The organism is Orbaceae bacterium lpD02, assembly GCA_036251875.1.
Lineage (GTDB): Bacteria > Pseudomonadota > Gammaproteobacteria > Enterobacterales > Orbaceae > Orbus > Orbus sturtevantii.
The window spans coordinates 1,983,579-2,005,299 of sequence record CP133960.1 but is presented as its reverse complement, the minus strand read 5'-3'; the positions used below and the strand labels follow the sequence as shown (position 1 = coordinate 2,005,299).

The 21,721-nt window shown below is 37.7% G+C and carries 20 protein-coding genes; 9 read left to right on the top strand and 11 right to left on the bottom strand.

All coding sequences use genetic code 11. The features are described 5' to 3' along the window. Positions 1-11: 11 nt before the first annotated feature. Positions 12-803 carry an acyl-ACP--UDP-N-acetylglucosamine O-acyltransferase gene (gene lpxA, locus RHO12_08735; protein WVD65466.1) on the bottom strand — a complete coding sequence of 264 codons (792 nt, stop codon included), beginning with the start codon at positions 801-803 and terminating at the stop codon, positions 12-14. A 34-nt stretch (positions 804-837) separates the two neighbouring features. Next, positions 838-1,284: a 3-hydroxyacyl-ACP dehydratase FabZ gene (gene fabZ, locus RHO12_08730; protein WVD65465.1), complete on the bottom strand. Its 447-nt coding sequence runs from the start codon at positions 1,282-1,284 to the stop codon at positions 838-840. A gap of 235 nt (positions 1,285-1,519) precedes the next feature. On the opposite strand from fabZ, the gene fkpA reads away from it, so the two are divergent. From fkpA to tusC, 3 genes are read left to right on the top strand one after another with little or no spacing between them, the layout of a single operon-like run. Then, positions 1,520-2,317, top strand: coding sequence for an FKBP-type peptidyl-prolyl cis-trans isomerase (gene fkpA, locus RHO12_08725; protein ID WVD65464.1), 798 nt, complete (start codon positions 1,520-1,522; stop codon positions 2,315-2,317). A gap of 6 nt (positions 2,318-2,323) precedes the next feature. Beyond that, the gene (tusD, locus tag RHO12_08720; protein ID WVD65463.1) at positions 2,324-2,704 is read left to right on the top strand and encodes a sulfurtransferase complex subunit TusD; all 381 of its coding nucleotides are present in this window, start codon (positions 2,324-2,326) and stop codon (positions 2,702-2,704) included. Between the two features lie 21 nt (positions 2,705-2,725). Next, the gene (tusC, locus tag RHO12_08715; protein WVD65462.1) at positions 2,726-3,079 is read left to right on the top strand and encodes a sulfurtransferase complex subunit TusC; all 354 of its coding nucleotides are present in this window, start codon (positions 2,726-2,728) and stop codon (positions 3,077-3,079) included. A 1-nt stretch (position 3,080) separates the two neighbouring features. On the opposite strand, the gene yihA is transcribed toward tusC, so the two are convergent. The 3 genes from yihA to RHO12_08700 all read right to left on the bottom strand — a co-directional run bounded on the left by yihA (position 3,081) and on the right by RHO12_08700 (position 5,578). Next, on the bottom strand, positions 3,081-3,692 hold the full coding sequence (gene yihA / locus RHO12_08710; GenBank protein WVD65461.1) for a ribosome biogenesis GTP-binding protein YihA/YsxC: 612 nt from the start codon (positions 3,690-3,692) through the stop codon (positions 3,081-3,083). A 21-nt stretch (positions 3,693-3,713) separates the two neighbouring features. Then, positions 3,714-4,139 (bottom strand): large-conductance mechanosensitive channel protein MscL, encoded by a 426-nt coding sequence (mscL, locus tag RHO12_08705; protein WVD65460.1) that lies wholly within the window; start codon positions 4,137-4,139, stop codon positions 3,714-3,716. A 197-nt stretch (positions 4,140-4,336) separates the two neighbouring features. Continuing rightward, positions 4,337-5,578, bottom strand: coding sequence for an aspartate aminotransferase family protein (locus RHO12_08700; protein WVD65459.1), 1,242 nt, complete (start codon positions 5,576-5,578; stop codon positions 4,337-4,339). A 166-nt stretch (positions 5,579-5,744) separates the two neighbouring features. Here RHO12_08700 and RHO12_08695 point away from each other — a divergent pair, with 166 nt between their 5' ends. Further along, positions 5,745-6,968: an MFS transporter gene (locus tag RHO12_08695; protein WVD65458.1), complete on the top strand. Its 1,224-nt coding sequence runs from the start codon at positions 5,745-5,747 to the stop codon at positions 6,966-6,968. 490 nt (positions 6,969-7,458) lie between these two features. Then, a complete protein-coding gene (gene ettA / locus RHO12_08690; protein WVD65457.1) occupies positions 7,459-9,126 on the top strand; it encodes an energy-dependent translational throttle protein EttA in 1,668 nt (555 codons plus the stop codon). 94 nt (positions 9,127-9,220) lie between these two features. On the opposite strand, the gene malI is transcribed toward ettA, so the two are convergent. After that, a complete protein-coding gene (gene malI / locus RHO12_08685; protein WVD65456.1) occupies positions 9,221-10,219 on the bottom strand; it encodes a Mal regulon transcriptional regulator MalI in 999 nt (332 codons plus the stop codon). Between the two features lie 176 nt (positions 10,220-10,395). Here malI and malX point away from each other — a divergent pair, with 176 nt between their 5' ends. Together malX and RHO12_08675 are read left to right on the top strand one after the other, a co-directional pair. Next, on the top strand, positions 10,396-11,979 hold the full coding sequence (gene malX, locus RHO12_08680; protein ID WVD65455.1) for a maltose/glucose-specific PTS transporter subunit IIBC: 1,584 nt from the start codon (positions 10,396-10,398) through the stop codon (positions 11,977-11,979). Positions 11,980-12,003: 24 nt separating this feature from the next. After that, positions 12,004-13,194 carry a MalY/PatB family protein gene (locus tag RHO12_08675; protein ID WVD65454.1) on the top strand — a complete coding sequence of 397 codons (1,191 nt, stop codon included), beginning with the start codon at positions 12,004-12,006 and terminating at the stop codon, positions 13,192-13,194. A 96-nt stretch (positions 13,195-13,290) separates the two neighbouring features. Here RHO12_08675 and mpl read toward each other — a convergent pair whose 3' ends face one another. The 5 genes from mpl to sohB form a co-directional block, all read right to left on the bottom strand. After that, complete coding sequence (gene mpl, locus RHO12_08670) at positions 13,291-14,661, bottom strand: UDP-N-acetylmuramate:L-alanyl-gamma-D-glutamyl-meso-diaminopimelate ligase (GenBank protein ID WVD65453.1); 1,371 nt, start codon at positions 14,659-14,661, stop codon at positions 13,291-13,293. A 73-nt stretch (positions 14,662-14,734) separates the two neighbouring features. Next, a complete protein-coding gene (gene recJ, locus RHO12_08665) occupies positions 14,735-16,471 on the bottom strand; it encodes a single-stranded-DNA-specific exonuclease RecJ (GenBank protein WVD65452.1) in 1,737 nt (578 codons plus the stop codon). 70 nt (positions 16,472-16,541) lie between these two features. Further along, positions 16,542-17,252 carry a bifunctional protein-disulfide isomerase/oxidoreductase DsbC gene (dsbC, locus tag RHO12_08660; protein WVD65451.1) on the bottom strand — a complete coding sequence of 237 codons (711 nt, stop codon included), beginning with the start codon at positions 17,250-17,252 and terminating at the stop codon, positions 16,542-16,544. A 36-nt stretch (positions 17,253-17,288) separates the two neighbouring features. Next, positions 17,289-18,185, bottom strand: coding sequence for a site-specific tyrosine recombinase XerD (gene xerD / locus RHO12_08655; protein ID WVD65450.1), 897 nt, complete (start codon positions 18,183-18,185; stop codon positions 17,289-17,291). Between the two features lie 26 nt (positions 18,186-18,211). Next, on the bottom strand, positions 18,212-19,282 hold the full coding sequence (gene sohB / locus RHO12_08650) for a protease SohB (protein ID WVD65449.1): 1,071 nt from the start codon (positions 19,280-19,282) through the stop codon (positions 18,212-18,214). Positions 19,283-19,518: 236 nt separating this feature from the next. Here sohB and RHO12_08645 point away from each other — a divergent pair, with 236 nt between their 5' ends. Continuing rightward, on the top strand, positions 19,519-21,231 hold the full coding sequence (locus RHO12_08645; protein WVD65448.1) for a formate--tetrahydrofolate ligase: 1,713 nt from the start codon (positions 19,519-19,521) through the stop codon (positions 21,229-21,231). Then, positions 21,231-21,635 carry an RnfABCDGE type electron transport complex subunit B gene (locus RHO12_08640; protein WVD65447.1) on the top strand — a complete coding sequence of 135 codons (405 nt, stop codon included), beginning with the start codon at positions 21,231-21,233 and terminating at the stop codon, positions 21,633-21,635. Before RHO12_08645 ends, RHO12_08640 begins: the two co-directional genes overlap by 1 nt. Positions 21,636-21,721 lie beyond the last annotated feature (86 nt).

Here is a 21,721-nt window from a genome sequence, read left to right as displayed (position 1 = left end):
TCATCATATAACTAACGAATAATGCCTCGAGTTGAACGTAATAAGAAATCAAGAAACAGCTTGGCTTCTGGATTTTTTTCTGCAATGAGTGCAATTTGCACTTTTGCTTCATCTAAAGATAGACTATTACGGTATAACGCTTTATAGCTATTGCGAATCGCATGTAAAGCTTCTTTACTAAACCCTCGACGTTTAAGTCCTTCAAGGTTAACACCGTGAGGCGTAGCATGATTGCCTTGAGCAATCACATAGGGAGGGATGTCTTGAGCGACCCCAGAGCAGCCACCAACCATGACATGGGCACCTATTACGCAAAACTGATGCACTGCAGTCAAGCCGCCGATAATAACAAAATCATCGAGTTCAACATGCCCAGCAAGGGTTGCATTATTAGCGAGAATACAGCGATCACCAATTTGACAGTCATGGGCAACATGCGCATTAATCATCAGCAAGTTATCATTACCAATACGAGTAACGTCTTTACCTTGGATTGTGCCGCGGTGAATGGTCACACTTTCACGAATACAATTGCGATCACCAATTTCTGTTCTGGTCGGCTCACCTTGATATTTCAAGTCTTGATTAACTTCACCAATTGAGGCGAACTGATAAACTTGATTATCTTTACCTATTTTAGTATGACCATTAATTACAACGTGAGACTTAAGCTCCGTCCTTTCACCAATTTCAACATTTTTACCAATATAACAAAATGGGCCAATTTTAACATTGGCATGAATCACTGCACCATCTTCAATAATTGAACTTGGGTGAATTATAGCTGACTTATCAATTGCCATAAATATTCCTTAATATCGTGATTCAGTTAATAACTTACTTACGCGCACACATCATTTCCGCTTCGCAAACAAGTTTACCATCAACTGTGGCAATACCATGGAATAATGCGATACCTCTTCGCTCTTTGATGTAGGTAACATCAAGAATCATTTGGTCACCTGGAACAACGGGGCGTTTAAATCTCGCTTTGTCTACAGAGGCAAAATAGTAGAGTTGGCCTGGTGTTAACTCTTCAATACTTTTAAACGCTAAAATACCCGTTGCTTGAGCCATCGCTTCTAAAATCAATACACCAGGAAAGACTGGCTTATTAGGGAAATGTCCCTGAAAAAAAGGTTCATTAACCGAAACGTTTTTAATCGCTCTTAATGTTTTACCTTTTTCGTAACTCACAACACGATCAACCATTAAAAAAGGAAAACGGTGTGGTAATAAGCGAATTATTTCATCGATATCAAGAGAGTTTAATTCAGTACTCAAAATAATCATCCTTTTAAAAAATATAAAAAAATCTGCTATATATTATAGCTTATGTTAAGGCCTGGGGGAATCATCTGAGCTTATTATTTATTATATAACAATAAGAATAATAGATAAAATATCGCGATATTATAAAAAAAATGCAATTATGAGTATAATTGTATATAATTTGACAACTGAAAATTTGTTTTTTAATAAATACTCAGAGTATTCATATATTGGAGATTTAAATAAAATGAAAGCATTATTAAAAATGACACTAATAAGTAGTGTAATTGCTCTTGCATTAGTTGGTTGTGATGATAAAAAGGCTCAAACTACCGAACAAAATGCGGCAACCCAAACAGTTAATATTGAAGTGGATGCAACGAAAGAAGCGTATGCAATCGGAGCTTCATTAGCAAATGATTTAAAAAATAACCTTGAAAAAGGTCAAGTCAACTTAGACGATTCAGAAATAGTTAAAGGCTTTAGTGAAGCATTCCAAGGTAAATCTGAATACTCTCCTGAGCAAATCCAGTTCATTTTAAACGAATTAACTGAGCGCTTACAAAAAGAAGCACAAACAAAATTTGATGAGAAAAAATCAGTAAGCATTGAAGCTGGTGATAAATTCCGTGAAGAATTTGCTAAACAACCAAACGTGAAAAAAACTGAATCAGGATTACTGTACGAAATCATTGATGCAGGAAAAGGCAAACACCCAACAAGTAGCGATGAGGTTGTTGTACATTATTCTGGTACATTAATTGACGGCAAAAAATTTGATAGTTCTTATGATCGCAATGAGCCAAGTACGTTTCCACTAAATGCGGTAATTAAAGGCTGGAGTGAGGGTATTGAGCTAATCGGTACCGGCGGTAAAATTAAATTAGTTATTCCACCTGAACTAGCATATGGTGATCAAGAAATTCCAGCATTTGGTGATGATAATCCAGGCATCCCGCCAGCATCAACGCTCGTATTTGAAGTTGAATTACTTGCAATTGATGGCGATAACAAAGCAGCGCCTAAGTCAACGCCAGCTAAATAGAATTGAGTGAATACTAACGTATTACATTATACCGTTATTATTATGGGTCCCGCCTATGGGACCCAAGCTTCTTTTTGTGCTTACCAATTTTGTTTATCACTCCTAAATTCTGGTCACCAGCTACAATCTGTTTTTTTCTATGCTGATGGAGCATGTAATGCAAATGCTTTTACCTATCCAGCTAATGATGAGTTTGATATTATTAATGCATGGCAAACCCTAGCAAAGCAATATCAAATTAAACTATCGGTATGCATATCTGCAGCGCAAAGACGCGGCATAGTAATAGGTGAACTAAACCACAATATCGCGACAGGATTTGAATTAACTGGACTTGGTGAATTAAGTGAAAACATATCACGAAGCGATAGAGTTATTCAATTTTAAGCAAATAATATAGAGAAAAAATTGAAAAAAATTGCGATTATTTTTAACCAAGCCCCGCATGGCACAGCTAAAGGTCGCGAAACATTAGATCTGGTTTTAGCTTTGTCAGACATAAACCAAATATCGGTCTTTTTTATTGGTGAAGGAGTTCTCCACCTACTTAGTAATCAACAGCCAGATAAAATTCTGATGCGCGATTATATCACCACCTTCGGCATGCTAGAGCTTTATGATATTAATGATATTTATATTTGCAGCACATCCCTTGCACAATACAACTTGGCATCGCAACAGCTCATCATCGATGCAAAAGCAGTTACCAAGCAAGCGATTGCTCATTTATTGGTAACTTATGACACTATTTTACATCCCTAGGCTAACCCTGTAGACTAAACCATTCATCAAGCTTAAGTTTTAACTGTTCTAGACCGGTTCTTTTTAAAGATGAGAGCATCGCGACCGTAATATCACCCTGAAAAGGCAAAATAGCTTCTCTTACCATATTTAGCTGCTGCTTTTGCGCTCCAGATGCTAGCTTATCTGCTTTGGTTAATAACAACATCACCGGTAAATCTGATTGGACGGCCCAATCAATCATCTGTTGATCGAGATCTTTTAGTGGATGACGAATATCCATTAAAATCACAAGTCCTTTTAAGCTTTCGCGTTTTTGTAAATACTCAGCTAATGACTTCTGCCATTTATGCTTAACTTCTTCAGGAACCTGCGCAAAACCATAGCCCGGCAAATCAACTAAGCGACAATTAGGCTCAACTTCAAATAGGTTAATTAGCTGAGTTCGACCAGGGGTTTTGCTCGTCCTTGCTAAGTTTTTTTGATTAGTTAAAAAATTTAATGCACTTGATTTACCTGCATTCGATCGGCCAGCAAAAGCAATTTCTACACCAGTATCAGACGGTAAATGCCTGATATCTGGTGCGCTGGTAACAAAATGTGCTTTAGCATAATTCAATGGGGTAAATGACATTAAGCCCCACCTTTAATTTGGTTATTTAGATTCATTCTGAGCCTTTAATAGATCTCTAATTTCGGATAACAGCACTTCTTCTTTCGATGGTGGTAGTGGTGCCACTGGTGTTTCAATTTTTTGTAGTTCGTCTTTCGCGCGTAACTGATTCATAAATTTTATCGCAATAAAGATAGCCATTGCAACAATTATGAAATCAACAACATTTTGAATAAATAAACCATAATTTAATACAGTGGCGGGAACACCATCATGTGCATCTCTTAATACAATAGCAAAATCAGTAAAATTAATGCCGCCGATGAGTAGTCCCAACGGAGGCATCACAATGTCGCCGACAAATGATGACACGATTTTACCAAATGCACCACCAATAATAATACCAACTGCCATGTCAACAACATTACCTTTTACCGCAAACTCACGAAATTCTTTTAAAAAACTCATATTACCTCTCCTTCATTGATCGTCATTCGTTAAATTGAAACTAACAAAACGGTTAAATAATAATAACTTAATTCAAATTTCATATACTGCTAATGTATATAATTTTACGCTAAAAATATACTCAAATTAATTGATTCATAGCCAAGGTATTTATATTTAGGTATAAAATAGTTGATAAAGGCTGCTGTAACAGCCTTTTATATTGCTTGTGATTGACAAACAGAAATGACTTTTTCAACGGCTTTAGCAAAACGCGCCATACCGTCTTTAATCTCTTCATCAGAAATAACTAACGATGGCGTAAATCGTAAAACAGATGTTCCAGCATTAAGAATCATCACTTTAAATTCGGTTGCAAGATTTAAAAAGTCACGTGCTTTTCCTTGATACTTAATATTTAATTCAGCGCCTAATAATAATCCTTTGCCTTTATATTGGGAAAACACATCAAACTTTTGATTAATTTTTTCAAGCTCAGCAATAAATAACGCTCTTTTAGCAGAGACGCCAGCAAAAATATCTCCTTTATTAATCGTATCAAATGCAGCGCAACCTACTGCGCAGGCTAATGGATTCCCCCCATAAGTTGTGCCATGAACCCCAGGATACATAATGGATGAAATTGCTTCAGTTGTTAGCATGGCACTAATTGGAAAACCACCGCCTAATGCTTTAGCTGAAGTCAAAATATCTGGCGCGATGCCATATTGTTCATAGGTGAATAGAGTTCCTGTCCGCCCCATTCCACACTGCACTTCATCAAAAATTAATAGCGCATTAAATTGATCACAAAGCTCACGTACGCCAGTCAAGAATTCTACTGTTGCCGAGTTTAATCCTCCTTCACCTTGTACTGGTTCAAGAATGACTGCGCAAGTATGATCATCAATAACCGATTTAACCGCATCAAGATTGTTAAATGGGACATGAACAATATCAGCTGGTTTAGGGCCAAATCCATCCGAATATTTAGCTTGCCCACCGACAGAAACAGTGAAAAAAGTTCTACCATGAAAAGAGTGATTAAAGGAGATAATTTTAGTTTTATATGGGCTATATTTTTCAATTGCATAATGACGAGCAAGTTTCAATGCTGCTTCATTAGCCTCTGCCCCTGAATTAGCAAAAAACACTCGGTCAGCAAAAGTATTATCAATCAGTTTTTGTGCTAAACATAGCGCTGGTTCATTAGTGAACACATTACTAACATGCCACAATTTTTCACTTTGCTCATGTAATGCTTGCACTAAATTCGGATGGCAATGACCTAATGCATTAACGGCTATACCACCAGCAAAATCGATATATTCATCACCATTCTGATCCCAAACCCGGCTGCCTTTACCTTTTACTGGGATAAACTGGGCTGGCGCGTAAACGGGGAGAATAACTTTATCAAAAATATCGCGAGTAATTAGATGATTATTGTTATGATTCATAATTAATAGTCCTAATACTGATGATTTAACTGGTGGGTTATATTTTAGCCTAAATTCTTTTTATGTAAATATTTATTCAATATTTTTGAATATAAATTCATTCAATCAGATGGATATTGCGAAAATTTAATATGTAACGATTGCACCGATGCCATAGAGTATTATAATGCCACTGCTCAATCACTTAAATTATATTAACCACATGAATCCACAACAGACAACACTCCTCTCTTTTTGGCTAACGATTTTAATGGCAATGGCTGTTGGGATCTCGGTGGCAAGTAATTATTATGCACAGCCGCTTTTGCATTCAATAACCCAAGATTTACAAATATCGGTAGAAAACTCAGGTAGTATTGTCACAACAGCTCAATTTAGTTATGCATTAGGGCTGTTATTTATCGCGCCATTAGGCGATAAAATTGAGCGTAAAACACTAATTATCATCTTGATGCTATTAACCACAATAGGGCTTGTTATTAGCGCTGTTGCGTACTCAAAAACAATGCTAATTGTTGGCACTGCGATATCAGGAATATTTTCAGCAGTAGCTCAAGTTCTGATTCCTTTTTCAGCAACCTTGGCATTACCGAATCAGCGAGGCAAAGTCGTTGGTATTTTAATGAGTGGTATGTTGCTGGGCATTTTACTTGCGAGAACATTTGCGGGCGCAATATCCACAATGGCTGATTGGCGGATGGTTTATTGGATTGCTGCGGCGATTATGTGTTTTACCACCTTCTTATTATGTTGCTCCTTACCGCGTTATTATCATAAAAATACCACTAATTATTGGCAATTAATTAGTTCTATTTTTGGTTTATTTTATCAAGAGCGTGTACTTCGAATTAGAGCTTTAATTGGTGGCATTGCTTTCGCGTTATTTTCATTACTATGGACACCACTGGCTTTTTTACTCAGTTCCGAGCCTTATCATTATTCTGATTTTATCATTGGATTGTTTGGGCTAGCTGGAGCGGCAGGAGCAATGGGTTCGCCCATTGTGGGTAAACTATCTGATAAAGGTAAAGGTATATTGGTTACCTCAGTCGGCCTTGCTTTATTATTATTTTCTTGGTTACCGTTATCTTTAGCTCAATTATCGGTTATGGCTTTAGTTATCGGCGTCATTGTTATTGATTTTGCGGTGCAAGTTACCCACGTCTCATGTATGAATGCTATCTATCAGCACGGTGGGGTTGAAAATCGCACCCGAATGAATGCTGGTTATATGTTAAGCTATTTTACGGGTGGCATGTTGGGCTCACTAAGCTCAACGTATTTATTCGCCCACTATGGCTGGTATGCTATCGTTAGTGCGGGTTGTTTACTGGCAACATTTGGGATCTTAGTGTGGGTGTATTATTTAAAAAACAAATCATCACGGTAATCCACCCATAAAATTAAGTGGCAACAGGGTGCATTCTGTCTTACTACCTACGGGGAAATGTTATGTTTAATGGTGCTGATTTATCTTCTTTCTATTACTCACCTAAAGTACAAAGCATTCTTTTCCTCGTTTTCGGTTCAGGGCAACCAAGAAGGATCGCATCCTTTGTTCTTATAATTACATTTGGTTATTTTGTACATATTAGCCGACAGCGTTATTATCAGCGTGGGAGGCCTATACCAATTATCAATATCATTGTTATAGCATTGCTCATCATCGCTTTTATGTGCTTACAAAAATACAGTATAGAATTTAACCAATACTTTTTTGAATTCAATGGATCTTCGCCAAAATCTTAGATAGATATCACCTCTATAAATATTTTATTTAAGTAATGATCATAATAAATTTAGCTAACCTATAGACCGAACCGATTTATTCATTACAATATGTGCTATCAATAGTCATTTTAATAATGGAAACAATAATAATGGCACAATATGTTTTTACCATGAATAGAGTAGGGAAAATTGTCCCTCCTAAGCGCTATATTCTTAAAAATATTTCTCTAAGTTTCTTCCATGGCGCGAAAATCGGCGTACTCGGTCTAAATGGTTCGGGTAAATCAACGCTATTAAAAATTATGGCCGGACTTGATACTGAAATAGAAGGTGAGGCTCAACCACAAGCAGGGTTAAGAATTGGTTATTTACCACAAGAACCAAAATTAAATCCTGAACAAACTGTGCGAGAAGCAGTTGAAGAAGCCGTTGGTGATGCCAAAAATGCCTTAGCCCGCCTTGACCAAGTGTATGCTGCTTATGCCGAGCCTGATGCCGATTTTGATAAGCTAGCCAAAGAACAAGCGGAACTTGAAGCGATTATTCAAACCCATGACGCTCACAATATTAATATTCAACTAGAACGCGCTGCTGATGCGTTGCGTTTGCCCGATTGGGATACAAAAATTGGCGTGTTATCTGGTGGTGAACGCCGCCGCGTCGCACTATGTCGCTTACTACTTGAAAAACCCGATATGTTACTGCTTGACGAACCGACCAACCACTTAGATGCAGAATCCGTTGCTTGGCTTGAGCGATTCTTACATGATTATGAAGGTACTGTCGTTGCCGTAACTCATGACCGTTACTTCTTAGATAATGTTGCGGGTTGGATTTTAGAGCTTGATCGTGGTGAAGGTATCCCGTGGGAAGGTAACTACTCATCATGGCTTGAACAAAAAGATCAGCGCTTAGCACAAGAAGCATCAACTGAATCTGCACGCCGTAAATCGATCGAAAAAGAACTTGAATGGGTACGCCAAAATCCTAAAGGTCGCCAAGCAAAAAGTAAGGCCCGCCTTGCCCGTTTTGATGAGCTTAATAGCAATGACTATCAAAAACGTAATGAAACCAATGAACTCTTTATCCCAACAGGTCAACGCCTTGGTGATAAAGTTATTGAGATTGAACATCTTACCAAATCTTATGGTGATAGAGTTTTAATTGATGATCTTTCATTGCGAATTCCTAAAGGTGCAATTGTCGGTATTATCGGACCAAATGGTGCAGGTAAATCAACATTATTTAGAATGTTATCAGGACAAGAGCAACCAGATTCAGGTGTAATAACATTAGGCGAGACGGTCCAGCTAGCATCAGTTGATCAATTCCGAGATAGTATGGATGACAAAAAAACGGTCTGGGATGAGATCTCTCATGGTCAAGATATTATGCGTATCGGTAATTTTGAAATCCCAAGTCGTGCCTATGTCGGACGTTTTAACTTTAAAGGTGTCGATCAGCAAAAACGCGTAGGAGAGTTATCTGGTGGTGAACGCGGTCGAGTGCATTTAGCTAAATTATTGCAAGTCGGGGGGAATGTACTATTACTTGATGAACCTACCAATGACTTAGATGTCGAAACGCTGCGCGCACTCGAAAATGCCTTGCTAGAGTTTCCTGGTTGCGCGTTAGTTATTTCACATGATCGCTGGTTCTTAGATCGTATCGCAACGCATATCATTGATTATCAAGATGAAGGACATGTTGAATTTTTTGAAGGTAACTTTACCGAATATGAAGAGTGGAAAAAACGTACGCTTGGCGCTGAAGCATTAGAGCCGAAACGAACTAAGTACAAACGCATCACCAAATAGAGTGAAATATTTTGTTAATTTTAACCTAACACATCATTTTGCTAAACAATAAGGCCGATTACTCGGTCTTATTGTTTTTATATCGCTGTGCCGATCAAATAATAAGTTCTGGCTTGATAACAATAGGTGTAGAAATTTGAGTATTTTGTAAAAGAATATCGGCTGCCTGCCGACCAATTTCCATTGGCTGGTTATCAATGTAATTGATCAAATTTTTAGCAATATATATTTCAGCTTGCGTACCAAAACTGAACACTTCTATTTGGTGCTCAAAATAGCTGATCATGCGACCTTTACCTAGCGCTCGACCTAATTTAGATACGGTAAGCATTAAAGATAACGTTGTTGAAGAATCATGGCATAAAAATGCTGAGATATTCGGATGAAGTTTAAGTAACTGTTCAAAGTCAGCAAGCTCTTCTGGTTGTTCATGACTCACTGTCCATTCCGCTTTAAATTTTAATCCGTGTTTAAATAATCCATCAGCGAACCCGGCTAAACGTTCAGCTCTTGTTAATGAATCCATTCGCCCACCAAGATAACCTATTTGCCGATGACCTTTATTAATTAAATATTCAGTTGCTAATTTAGCACCTAAGCGGTTATCAGAGCGTACAATGGTCATGTTATCAATATTGCTAGATTGCGCGGCAATAATCAGCGGAATACTTTGTCTGTCAGCGACGATTTTCAGCTCATCGGTGATTAGCTCACCAAGACACAAAATGATCCCCGATACGCCTTGTTCAATCAAAGAGTTAGCACATTGTAATAGAGCTGTTTGCTCATTACCCGATTGAGTCAAAAACATCACATAACCTTGCTGAGTTAAAATTTCATTAATGCCAGTAATAATACTCGCATAGAAAGGATCTCTAATATCTTTAACAATTACCCCGATCATCGCTGATTGACCACTACGTAAATTAGCTGCATTTTTATTACGGATATAACCTAATTGGTGTATTGCTTCATTTATTTTTTGGGTGGTTACATCTGATATTCGACCTTTACCGCTTAAAGCAAGTGAAACGGTTGTAACTGAAACGTTAGCATATTTTGCAACATCATGAATTGTGGTTTTTCGAGCCATACTCAATTTATTGTTCATATATTAAAATAATTATCATAGTATCCATTTTAAAGTGAATTGCCTATCTATAAATTTATTTTCTTATTTTGTGATAAACCCCCCATTTTTATAATGGTAAAACGTTTTACCTTGCGGTAAATTAGGAACGAAATTTATTAATTTTTTTAGGTAATATCATGTCAAATAAAATAAGAACAAAGGTAACGTTTTGGGAATTCTTTCAAAGCCTTGGCAAAACATTTATGCTGCCCGTCGCACTCCTTTCATTTTGCGGTATTATGCTAGGAATTGGTAGTTCACTTGCGAGTCAAGACGTTCGCGAATTATTACCGTTTCTAGATAATCATATCTGTATTACCATTTTTACTTGGATGAGTAAAATTGGCTCGTTTGCTTTTAGTTTTTTACCAGCCATGTTTGCCATAGCCATCCCATTAGGGTTGGCAAGGGAAGATAAAGGTGTTGCTGCATTTTCTGGCTTTGTTGGTTATATCGTTTTAAATTTAAGTATTAATTTCTACCTTACTATTTCTGGAATCTTGCCAACAACAGACCCTGAAGTAATGCGTGTAAATGATATCCAATCGGTTTTTGGTATTGAATCAATTAACACCGGGATTCTAGGTGCAATTTTTGTTGGTATTATTGTGTATTGTTTGCATGAGCGCTTTAGGTCAATTCGTTTACCAGATGCCTTGGCATTTTTTGGTGGTAACCGTTTTGTGCCAATTATTACGACCTTTACCGTCGGGATATTGGGACTAATTGTACCATTAGTTTGGCCATTTTTTGCTGCAGGTATTAGCGGCTTAGGTTATTTAATCAACAGTACAGGGGTGTTTGGACCACTTATTTTTGGTTCAGGTGAACGCCTATTATTACCTTTCGGTTTACATCATATACTCGTTGCGCTTATTCGTTTTACCGATGCGGGCGGCACAATGGAAGTCTGTAATGAAACCGTTAGCGGTGCACTGACTATTTTCCAAGCACAGCTCTCATGTCCAACGACGACCAGTTTTGCTGAGAGCGCAACACGCTTCTTATCACAAGGTAAAATGCCTGCATTTCTTGGCGGTTTGCCAGGCGCCGCATTAGCAATGTACTATTGCGCCAGAGTAGAAAATCGCCATAAAATTAAAGGATTACTTATTTCAGGCGTTGTGGCATGTGTGATAGGTGGTATTACTGAGCCATTAGAATTTTTGTTCTTATTCGTTGCACCAGTGTTATATGTTATCCATGCAATTTTAACGGGTCTTGGTTTTATGGTGATGTCTATTTTAAATGTGACCATTGGTAATACTGATGGCAACATAATTGACTTCATTGTCTTTGGTGTTTTGCATGGTACTGCCACTAAATGGTACTGGGTACCCGTCATGGCCGCTATATGGTTTGTGGTCTATTTTTTAGTATTTAGATTCTTTATTTTACGTTTCAATATTAAAACGCCTGGCAGAGAAGTAGAAAAGCAAGACAGTAATGAAGAAAGTGGCAATATATCTCAAAGCAAATCAGGTTATAATGTACCCGCTATTTTAAAAGCACTCGGTGGTGCAGATAATATTATCTCATTAGATAATTGTATTACTCGTTTGCGCCTCTCGGTCGAGGATATTAGCCTGGTTGATGATAGTGCGCTAAAAGCTAATAAGGCCATTGGCGTCGTTCGCCTTAATCAACATAATTTACAAGTCGTCATTGGTCCACAAGTTCAATTAGTAAAAGATGAACTTCAGCAATATCTATCGACATGAAGCTAGTATAAAGGAACAAATATAATGTCAACATTCAACTCTGATTTGTTTGATTTTGATACACCAGTCAACCGTAAAGGAACCTGGTGCACTCAATGGGATTACGTACAAGATCGCTTTGGTATTGCCGATTTAATTCCATTTACGATCTCAGACATGGATTTTAAAATCGCCCCCTGCATAGAGCAAGCTTTAAACCAACGCATTAGTCATGGCGTGCTAGGTTATAGTCGTTGGAATAACCAAGAGTATTTTGAGGCTCTTAGTCATTGGTATTTATCACAATTTTCAATACCTATTGATACTAATATGACCGTTTATGGGCCGTCGGTAATTTATATGGTGGCAAAACTTATCAATTTATGGAGCCACGAAAATGAAAGCATTGTGGTTCATACTCCAGCTTATGATGCTTTTTATAAAGCAATTATCGGTAATAACCGTAAAGTTGAAGCATGCCCATTAATAAAAAAAGACACAAATTGGCTATGTGATATGGATTACCTAGAGACATTATTGGGCAAAGAAGAAGTTAAAATTTTATTGTTATGTAGTCCACATAATCCAACAGGTAAAGTGTGGAGCGAACAAGAATTGAAGCATATGGCTCAGCTCTGTGAAAAATATCATGTCAAAGTGATTAGTGATGAGATCCATATGGATATGATATGGCAAGAAAAACACCTGCCATGGAGCCAGTTTGGTCTTAATGAATGGGCATTATTATCTTCAGCATCAAAGAGTTTTAATATTCCCGCACTAACTGGTGCATATGGTTTTATTAATTGCCAAGAGACTAAAGAGCAGTATTCGCAGCAATTAAAAGCTAAAGACGGTTTATCTTCCCCAGCAGTCTTATCTTTAGTCGCAACGATTGCAGCATATCAACAAGGTAGCCCTTGGCTTAAGGCATTAAAAGGTTATTTACGAAGTAATCTTGATTATGTCGCAGAAAAACTGAATACCGCTTTCCCGCAATTAAAGTATACCGTCCCTCAATCAACCTATTTAGCCTGGATTGACTTAAGAGCCTTAAACCTAGATGAGCAAAAACTGCAACACCAATTAATTCATCATGAAAAAGTAGCCATTATGCCCGGTTCAACTTATGGTCTAGAGGGGAAAGGGTTTTTACGTTTAAATGTCGGCTGTTCAAGGAGTAAAGTTGAGGTTGGCGTAAACGCGATCATTAATGCGATTAATTCCATAAAATGAAAAAAGAATAAACCTATTTTAATGCGTTTATTCTTCTTAATATGGTTGTTTATAAAATAACTCGCGGCGAATAAGAAAATTAACCCTCATTCACTATTAGTTTAGCGGATTATTTTTTGTTAACTTATCAATGATTTTTTGAGCTATACCACCAAAGCCACCATTACTCATTACCAAAATAACATCATTTGGCTTAACTGCGGTGGCAATCATTTCAACCAGTAAATCCAGATCACCTGACCAGTGTGCAGGTTGAATACATTGATCTACGATATCAGACACAAGCCATGGTAAATTTTCTGGCTGAAAAATAAATACTTCATCAGCACGCCCTAAAGCTGGCGCTATTTCATCTTTACTTACACCAAGCTTCATTGTATTCGACCTCGGCTCAAGTACAGCTAATATTCGTCGATTTGAACCCACTTTACTCATAATCGCTTCAAGCGTGGCTAAAATAGCGGTTGGATGATGGGCAAAGTCATCGTAAATTTCGACATCTTTAACTTTTCCATATAGTTCTAAACGCCGCTTAGCATTAATAAATGTACCGAGTGCTTCACAAGCATCTTTAGGTAGAATACCTACATTTTTTGCTGCTGCAATTGCCATTAAAGCATTATGCATATTATGCTCACCAACTAATTGATAGTTTACTTTACCAACCACTTCATTATTAAAAAGGACACTAAATTGGCTAGCATCATTGGTAATTTTTTCCGTCCGCCAACCAGCGATATCTCCCGTTTGAACGAGTTCACTCCAACATCCTTTCGCTAAAACTTGCTTGAGGTTAGCGTCGTCTTGAGCCGAAATAATTAAGCCTTGACTAGGTACTAGTCTCACTAAATGATGAAATTGTTTTTGTATGGCACTTAAGTCATCAAAGATATCGGCATGGTCATATTCTAAGTTATTCAAAATAAGTGTTTTTGGACAATAGTGCATAAATTTAGAGCGCTTATCAAAAAAAGAGCAATCATACTCATCAGCTTCAATAACAAAAAAGTTACCATCACCGAGCCTAGCAGATACGGCAAAGTTACCCGGCACTCCGCCAATCATAAAGCCTTGTTGGTAGTTAGATTTTTCTAATATCCAATTAACCATTCCAGAGGTTGTTGTTTTACCATGGGTTCCTGCAACGGCAATAACCCAACGATCTTTTAACACATTATCATGCAACCACTGTGGCGCAGAAATATAAGTAATATTGTTATTAAGAACGTATTCTACACAAGGATTACCACGAGACATGGCATTACCAATGATAACAATATCAGGAGCAGGTGTAAGTTGGCTTGGATCATAACCTTCGATAATTTGAATATTCTCTTTTTCAAGCAGAGTACTCATCGGTGGGTACACATTTTTATCAGACCCAGATACAGTATGGCCTAAAGAACGTGCAATTAGAGCTATTCCAGCCATAAATGTGCCACAAATACCTAGAATATGAATACGCATTTTTTCACCCTCTATTGTTTACTCATTTATGATTACATTATATTCATGTGAATATATTTTGAGTATTAATTGATTAATCTACTGCCCAAAGATGCCTTACTAGCAATGAAATACTTTGGTTACCTTTAAATTCGTCAACCTCTAATTGATAAACGATCTTTACTTTTTTGACTGACTGATCAGGCCACAATGCCAAGTCAACATTAAATGCAATACAGTTAATTAATGGTCCACCATCAAGCGGTTCCACAACTAATTTTAAATGTTTACCCACGACTAATTTCTGCTGATGAATTAAAAAAACACCATCAAATAGAGGTTCAGGGAAAGATTCTCCCCAAGGACCATTATCTTTTAATAACTTGGCTGTCTCTAGGTTAAAAAAGCAGTTTTCAATTTCACCATCGGTTTCTATAACATTGTCTAAACAAATATTGCAGACGACTTTAGCAACTTCTTCAGTAAAATATTGATCAAATTTTGCTAGGTTTTTTTCGTTAATAGTAAGGCCTGCTGCCATCGCATGTCCGCCAAAACAGACCATCAAACTTGGATCTCGCAGGCTAACTCGCTCGAGTATATCACGCAAATGGACACCATTAATTGACCGCCCCGATCCTTTTAAATAACCATTATCAGCCAAAGCGAATGAGATAACGGGACGATAGAATCGCTCCTTGATTCTAGAAGAGAGTACACCTATCACTCCTTGATGAAAATCAGGATGATAAATAACAAAACTATTGGGAATTTCATTGGTATTTTTTTCTAGTTGCTCAATAAACACCAATGCGTCTTGGTGCATATTTTTTTCAACGGTCTTTCGAGCAAGATTAAGATCTTCTAAAATTTCAGCAGCCTCAAGAGCTGTTTGTTCATCCTCTGCCAACAATAATTCAACACCTAAAGACATATTTTCCATTCGACCCGCCGCATTAATCCGCGGAGCAATATAATATGACAAATCTTGTGAAGTTAATCGAGGTATATTCCTTTTAGTGATATTTGCTAACGCTTTAATACCAACACAGCAGTAACCCGAACGGATACGAGCAAGACCTTGTTGGACTAGTACTCGGTTATTTTGATCAAGCTTAACCACGTCAGCAACAGTGCCGAGAGCAACCAGATCAAGTAAATTGGCTAAATTATACTCTTTGAGATGATGAGCTTCAAACCATTGGCGCTGACGTAAAAAAGCGCGAAAAGCCAACATAAAATAAAATGTTACTCCCACGCCAGCAAGGCTTTTAGATGGAAATGGACAGTCGGATAAGTTAGGATTAACGATGGCATCAGCATCAGGTAAGACCTCTGGCGCAAGATGATGATCGGTAATAATAACCTGAATATTATGCTGTTTAGCAAAAGCGACAGCGTCGAAAGCAGAAACACCATTATCAACGGTAATAATTAAATCAGCTCGCTTCTCTTGCGCTTTTTTAACAACAGAAACACTCAAGCCATAGCCATCTTCAAAACGATCTGGAATAAGGTAACCAATATTTTTGATGCCAAACTCTTTTAAGGCGGTCAGAATTAGTGCTGTGCTCGTTGCACCATCAGTATCAAAATCACCAACAATTAAAATATTTTTTCCTGCAACAGCCACTTGATAGAGTATTTCGACTGCTCGGTTAATCCCCGATAGCTGTCCATAATTTATTAATGCTTGAGTTGAGTGATTTAATTGCTCACTCGACGTGATCCCCCGAGCAAGGTAGAGCCTTTCTAATAAAGGGTGAGAGATTACAGGTAGCTTAACCTTTTGAGAGGGCACAACGCGTCGTTTTATTACCGTATTAGTCATGGCTCACTTAATCTTTAATAGTAATAATGCCGATATGGCATTATTACTATAAATTAGCAAAGTTAAAAAATTATTCTACTGTTTTATCAAGTATTTTGATCAGTTCACTGGCCGGAACATAGCCACCCAACAACTGTCCATTTGGTAAAATAATGCCTGGCGTGCCAGAAAGACCTATTTTACGGCCAGCATCAAACTGCATTTTCACGTAAGGAACCATACTCGTAGCTGGTGAAATTTTACCGCCTTTATAGGCATTATCAAATGCGGCTTTGCGATCTTTAGAACTCCAGATTGACTGCATATCTTTTGCCACTGATGAATCTAATCCTTCGCGAGGGAAAGCAAAATAGTGAACAGAAATACCTAAATCAAGATAGCTATTGATCTCTTCATGTAACTTTTTGCAGTAACCGCAGGTATAATCAGTAAACACCGAAATTACATATTTTTGATTTTTAGCTTGGTACACGATGGCATCTTTCGCAATCGAATTAATTAATTTAAGGTTCTCACTATTAGCAATATTTTCTGGTGTGTTACCCGTCATATTGTAGATTGGTCCCTGGGTTAAAAACTTACCATCATTAGTGACATAAAAAACACCGTCAGGTGTTGTCGCTCTTTTCATAGAACTGATTGGGGTATTGTTAATTTGGATACTATCTTTGGGATAACCTAATTTTTGTAATGTTGCCATAATATCAGCATCAGATGCAGAAGCCGAACCGATTAATAAACCACTAAGTATTATGCTTAGGGTAAAAGTTAGTTTTTTCATTAGTCGTCCTATTATATTCTATTGCAATTAAAAAATTCACGCCCTTGGGTGGTGTTTACGGTGTAGCTGTTTTAAACGTTCCGTTGCTACGTGAGTATATATTTGTGTTGTTGATAAACTGCTATGACCCAATAACATCTGCACGACACGTAAATCAGCTCCATGGTTGAGTAAATGAGTCGCAAAAGCATGGCGCAAAACATGGGGCGACAACATATCCGTATCTATGCCTGTTAGTATCGCATAATATTTAATCCGATGCCAGAATGTCTGTCGAGTCATTTTTTTTCCTAATCGACTAAGAAACAAGACATCACTGACCCCTGTTTTTAATAAATCATTACGGCTATATTTTAAATAATATTCAAGCCAGTATACTGCTTCTTCCCCTAATGGGACTAAACGCTCTTTATTACCTTTACCAATAATGCGAACGACACCTTGAGTTAGACTAATATCATTAAGATCTAAACTAACCAGCTCAGAAACACGCAAACCTGTAGCATAAAGTAGTTCTAACATGGCTTTGTCACGGATCTCCAATACATCTTCGGCATCTGGTGAATTAAGTAGCACTTCGACTTGCGACTCAGTTAAGTCTTTTGGCAAATTTTTAGGCAATTTAGGCGACGATAATGCAGCTGAAGGGTCGTCTTCTCGATATTTTTCACGATATAAATATTGAAATAATCGCTTAATCGCACTCAGTAAACGAGCAGAGCTTGTTGCTTTATATCCTTTCTCTACTCGTTGCAATAAAAAATCTTGCAAATGCATCGTCTGAGCCGTTAAAAATGTGACATTAAGATCACTAAATGCTTCCATCAATGCGCGTAGATCCAGTCGATAGGACTGGACGGTATTATCTGCCAGATTTCGTTCTAACCACAATGAATCTAAAAATTGCTCTAGCAATACGGTATCTTGTGACATTATTTAACTTATATTTATGTAACTCGTTAATAAATAGTACGACTATTTCTAAAAAATAATTTTTCAACACCACTAACGACGTTTTTAATAAAACGGTCAGAAATTTTTCTACGTCGTTGGTATTTAACGGCAATAATTTTATAGTTATCTAATTGTGATAAAATATAATCATCGCTGGTGCCAATATCATCGACTAAACCTTTATCTTTTGCTTGAAGCGCAAACCAGTGTTCTCCTGTTGCAACTTCATCAATATTCAGCCTAGGACGATTTTCAGCAACAAAATCTTTAAAGAGTAAATGTGTCTCTTCTAACTCTTGTTGGAATTTTTGTCGACCTTCCTCAGTATTTTCACCGAACATAGTTAAGGTACGCTTAAATTGTCCCGCTGTTTGCAATTCTACATCAATCTCATTCTTTTTTAATAAACGATGAAAATTAGGAATTTGAGCGACAACACCAATCGAGCCGACAATCGCAAATGGTGCAGCAATAATTTCATTTGCGGTACACGCCATCATATAACCACCACTTGCGGCAACCTTATCAATCATTGCCGTCAAATGAATATTTCTCTGCTTAAAGCGCATCAGCTGTGAAGCGGCTAAGCCATAACCATGCACCACACCGCCAGGGCTTTCGAGTTTTAATAACACTTTATCTTCAGGTTTAATGACGGCAAGTACTGCGGTGACTTCCTGTCTTAAATCTTCAACTTCGTGAGCATCGACGCTGCCATTAAAAGACAGAACATAACAAATTGGCTTGCGAATCGGCGATTTATTATCAGCAAGACTACCATCAGTATTACTCTCTTTGTTACTAGCATTAGCTGCCTGCTTGGCTATTTTTAACTCTTGCTTTTTAAGCTTTTTTTGTGCCTTATGGAACTGTTTAGCTTCTGCTTCATCCATAATGCTTAATTGCATTGTTTCTTTAATATCTTGATATTCGACCGTAATATCTTTAATTTCAAGTGCGCCTTGGGGGGCAGACTTTTTGCGCTGCATAATAATAAAAAGTAGCACAATAATGATAGCTAAAACAACGGTGACTGTTTCAGCTAAAAATATAATATATTGAAAAAACCATTCCATAATTCTTATTCCCTAACAACCTAGCAACAGATAGCGCTATATCATAACAGATTTACTATTAATGTAATGATTTTAGCAATTTTTTTACCTATTTAATTTTTAATTTAACTTACTAAAAACGTCAAAACTGACAGCCGTGATTGATAAAGCAGGATCTTTCGAATCTCACCTTTATTCAAGATAGCAATTTCATTATACTATATACATCAATACATCTTAATTTAAGGGATACCGTTATGGCTGGCTCTACTCAGTTACTTCCTATTAATGAAATTGCTCAAAAATGTGGGATCGATAATGAATATTTAATCCCCTATGGTAAGTATGTTGCCAAGATTGACTTATCGTTAATTGTAGCGAATAGAAATAAGCCAAAAGGCAAGTTAGTACTAGTAACCGCAATCACGCCAACTCCGTTGGGTGAGGGTAAAACGGTTAATACTATCGGATTAAGCGAAGGATTGAACTATATTGGTAAAAAAGCAATTGCCTGCATCAGACAGCCTAGCCTTGGTCCCGTTTTTGGCGTAAAAGGGGGAGCTGCGGGCGGAGGACAAGCAGAAGTATTGCCAATGGAAACCTTAAATTTGCATCTAACAGGGGATATTCATGCGATCACAGCTGCCCACGACTTGGCCTCCGCAGCTCTCGATGCAAGGTTGTATCATGAAACGCGCCTTGGTGATGAGTTTACCGAACAAACCGGTCTTAAGCGCTTAAATATTGATAAAGATAGAATTATCTGGAAGCGTGTAATTGACCATAATGATCGTGCATTAAAAAATATTACCGTTGGTGTAGGAGGGGGGCTAAACGGCGTTGAGCGTACCGATGGATTTGAAATTACTGCCGCCTCAGAACTAATGGCAATCCTAGCACTAGCTGATGGTTTGCATGATATGCGTCAACGCATTGCTAATATTATTTTAGCTTATAATATAGATGGAGACATCATTACGGCAGAAGATCTAGAAGTCGCAGGGGCAATAACCGTACTATTAAAAAATGCCATTAATCCTAATTTAATGCAAACTATCGAAAACACACCAGCACTGATTCATGCAGGCCCTTTTGCCAATATCGCTCATGGTAACTCATCGGTTATTGCCGATCGCGTTGCCCTGCCGCTAGCTGATTATGTCGTAACGGAAGCAGGCTTTGGCTCGGATATGGGCATGGAAAAATTCTTTAATATTAAATATCGCCAATCAGGAATAGCGCCAGCTTGCGTGGTTCTAGTTGCAACAGTTAGAAGTTTAAAATCAAATAGTGGTAAGTATAATATTAAGCCGGGTCAGCCAATTCCAAAAGAAATTTCAGAATCCAATGTTGAATTACTTGAGATTGGCGCTGCCAACCTTGGCTGGCATATTAATAATGCTAAAAGCTATGGTATACCGGTGATTGTTGCAATTAACCGCTTCCCTCATGATAGTGATGAAGAGCTAGCATTTTTACAGCAATATGCTCTAAAACAAGGCGCATTTGCCTGCGAAATTAGCGAAGTCTTTACCAAAGGAGGAAAAGGCGCTGAAAAATTATCACACCATATTGTTAATGCCTGCGCACAAAATAGCAAAGTTGAGTTACCATATAAGGATAGTGATAAATTAATCGATAAAATCAACTGCATGGCGAAAAAGTATGGAGCAAATCAAGCTAATTTATCGCAACAAGCATTAAAAGATATTGAAGAGATCGAAAAACTAAAATTGGATCATTTGCCACTTTGTATCGCCAAAACACCCATGTCGATCAGTGCCAATCCAAATCTTAAAAATGTCCCAACGAATTTTGATATTGATATCAGCCATCTTGCGCTATCGGCCGGTGCGGGGTTTATTCGAGTTTATGCTGGCAATATAATGACCATGCCAGGGCTTGGAACAAATCCGGCTTATCGGCATATTGATATTGATGAGTTCGGTAATACTGTTGGTTTAAGCTAATGACACAAGTATTGATAGCCTTTATTGATGAAAGCAATTGTATCGGTTGCAGCAAATGTATTCGCGTTTGCCCAACGGACGCAATAGTTGGTAGTAAGCACTATTTGCATACTATTATTCCACAGTTATGTACGTCTTGTGAGGAGTGTATCAACGTCTGCCCTACTGATTGTATTAGTCTAAAAACCCCACATATAGCAATGAGTGAGGAACAAGAACAACAATTAAGGCAGAAAAAGCAACAGCGCCTGTCTGCCGCCAAATCAGCCCTTACGGTGGTTAACAGCACAAATAGTTCAGTAATGATGCATACTCCGGAACCTCTGGCGCCAGACGAGAGAAAAAAACAGATAGCGGATGCAATTGCCCGTGTACAAGCACGAAAAAAGCTAATTAATAATTAGCATTATATACAACAACACACAAAACAGAGTTACTATAAACAACTTAATAAAAAAGCCATTTACTAAAAGTAAATGGCTTCAGATTG

Coding starts and splice junctions, on each gene's coding strand:
- RHO12_08700 (WVD65459.1), bottom strand. CDS start 5,578: ATGAATCATAACAATAATCATCTAATTACTCGCGATATTTTTGATAAA.
- mscL (WVD65460.1), bottom strand. CDS start 4,139: ATGAGTTTTTTAAAAGAATTTCGTGAGTTTGCGGTAAAAGGTAATGTT.
- dsbC (WVD65451.1), bottom strand. CDS start 17,252: ATGAAAAAACTAACTTTTACCCTAAGCATAATACTTAGTGGTTTATTA.
- RHO12_08640 (WVD65447.1), top strand. CDS start 21,231: ATGACACAAGTATTGATAGCCTTTATTGATGAAAGCAATTGTATCGGT.
- xerD (WVD65450.1), bottom strand. CDS start 18,185: ATGTCACAAGATACCGTATTGCTAGAGCAATTTTTAGATTCATTGTGG.
- malI (WVD65456.1), bottom strand. CDS start 10,219: ATGGCTCGAAAAACCACAATTCATGATGTTGCAAAATATGCTAACGTT.
- RHO12_08645 (WVD65448.1), top strand. CDS start 19,519: ATGGCTGGCTCTACTCAGTTACTTCCTATTAATGAAATTGCTCAAAAA.
- malX (WVD65455.1), top strand. CDS start 10,396: ATGTCAAATAAAATAAGAACAAAGGTAACGTTTTGGGAATTCTTTCAA.
- recJ (WVD65452.1), bottom strand. CDS start 16,471: ATGACTAATACGGTAATAAAACGACGCGTTGTGCCCTCTCAAAAGGTT.
- RHO12_08695 (WVD65458.1), top strand. CDS start 5,745: ATGCCACTGCTCAATCACTTAAATTATATTAACCACATGAATCCACAA.
- sohB (WVD65449.1), bottom strand. CDS start 19,282: ATGGAATGGTTTTTTCAATATATTATATTTTTAGCTGAAACAGTCACC.
- yihA (WVD65461.1), bottom strand. CDS start 3,692: ATGTCATTTACCCCATTGAATTATGCTAAAGCACATTTTGTTACCAGC.
- fkpA (WVD65464.1), top strand. CDS start 1,520: ATGAAAGCATTATTAAAAATGACACTAATAAGTAGTGTAATTGCTCTT.
- RHO12_08675 (WVD65454.1), top strand. CDS start 12,004: ATGTCAACATTCAACTCTGATTTGTTTGATTTTGATACACCAGTCAAC.
- mpl (WVD65453.1), bottom strand. CDS start 14,661: ATGCGTATTCATATTCTAGGTATTTGTGGCACATTTATGGCTGGAATA.
- ettA (WVD65457.1), top strand. CDS start 7,459: ATGGCACAATATGTTTTTACCATGAATAGAGTAGGGAAAATTGTCCCT.
- lpxA (WVD65466.1), bottom strand. CDS start 803: ATGGCAATTGATAAGTCAGCTATAATTCACCCAAGTTCAATTATTGAA.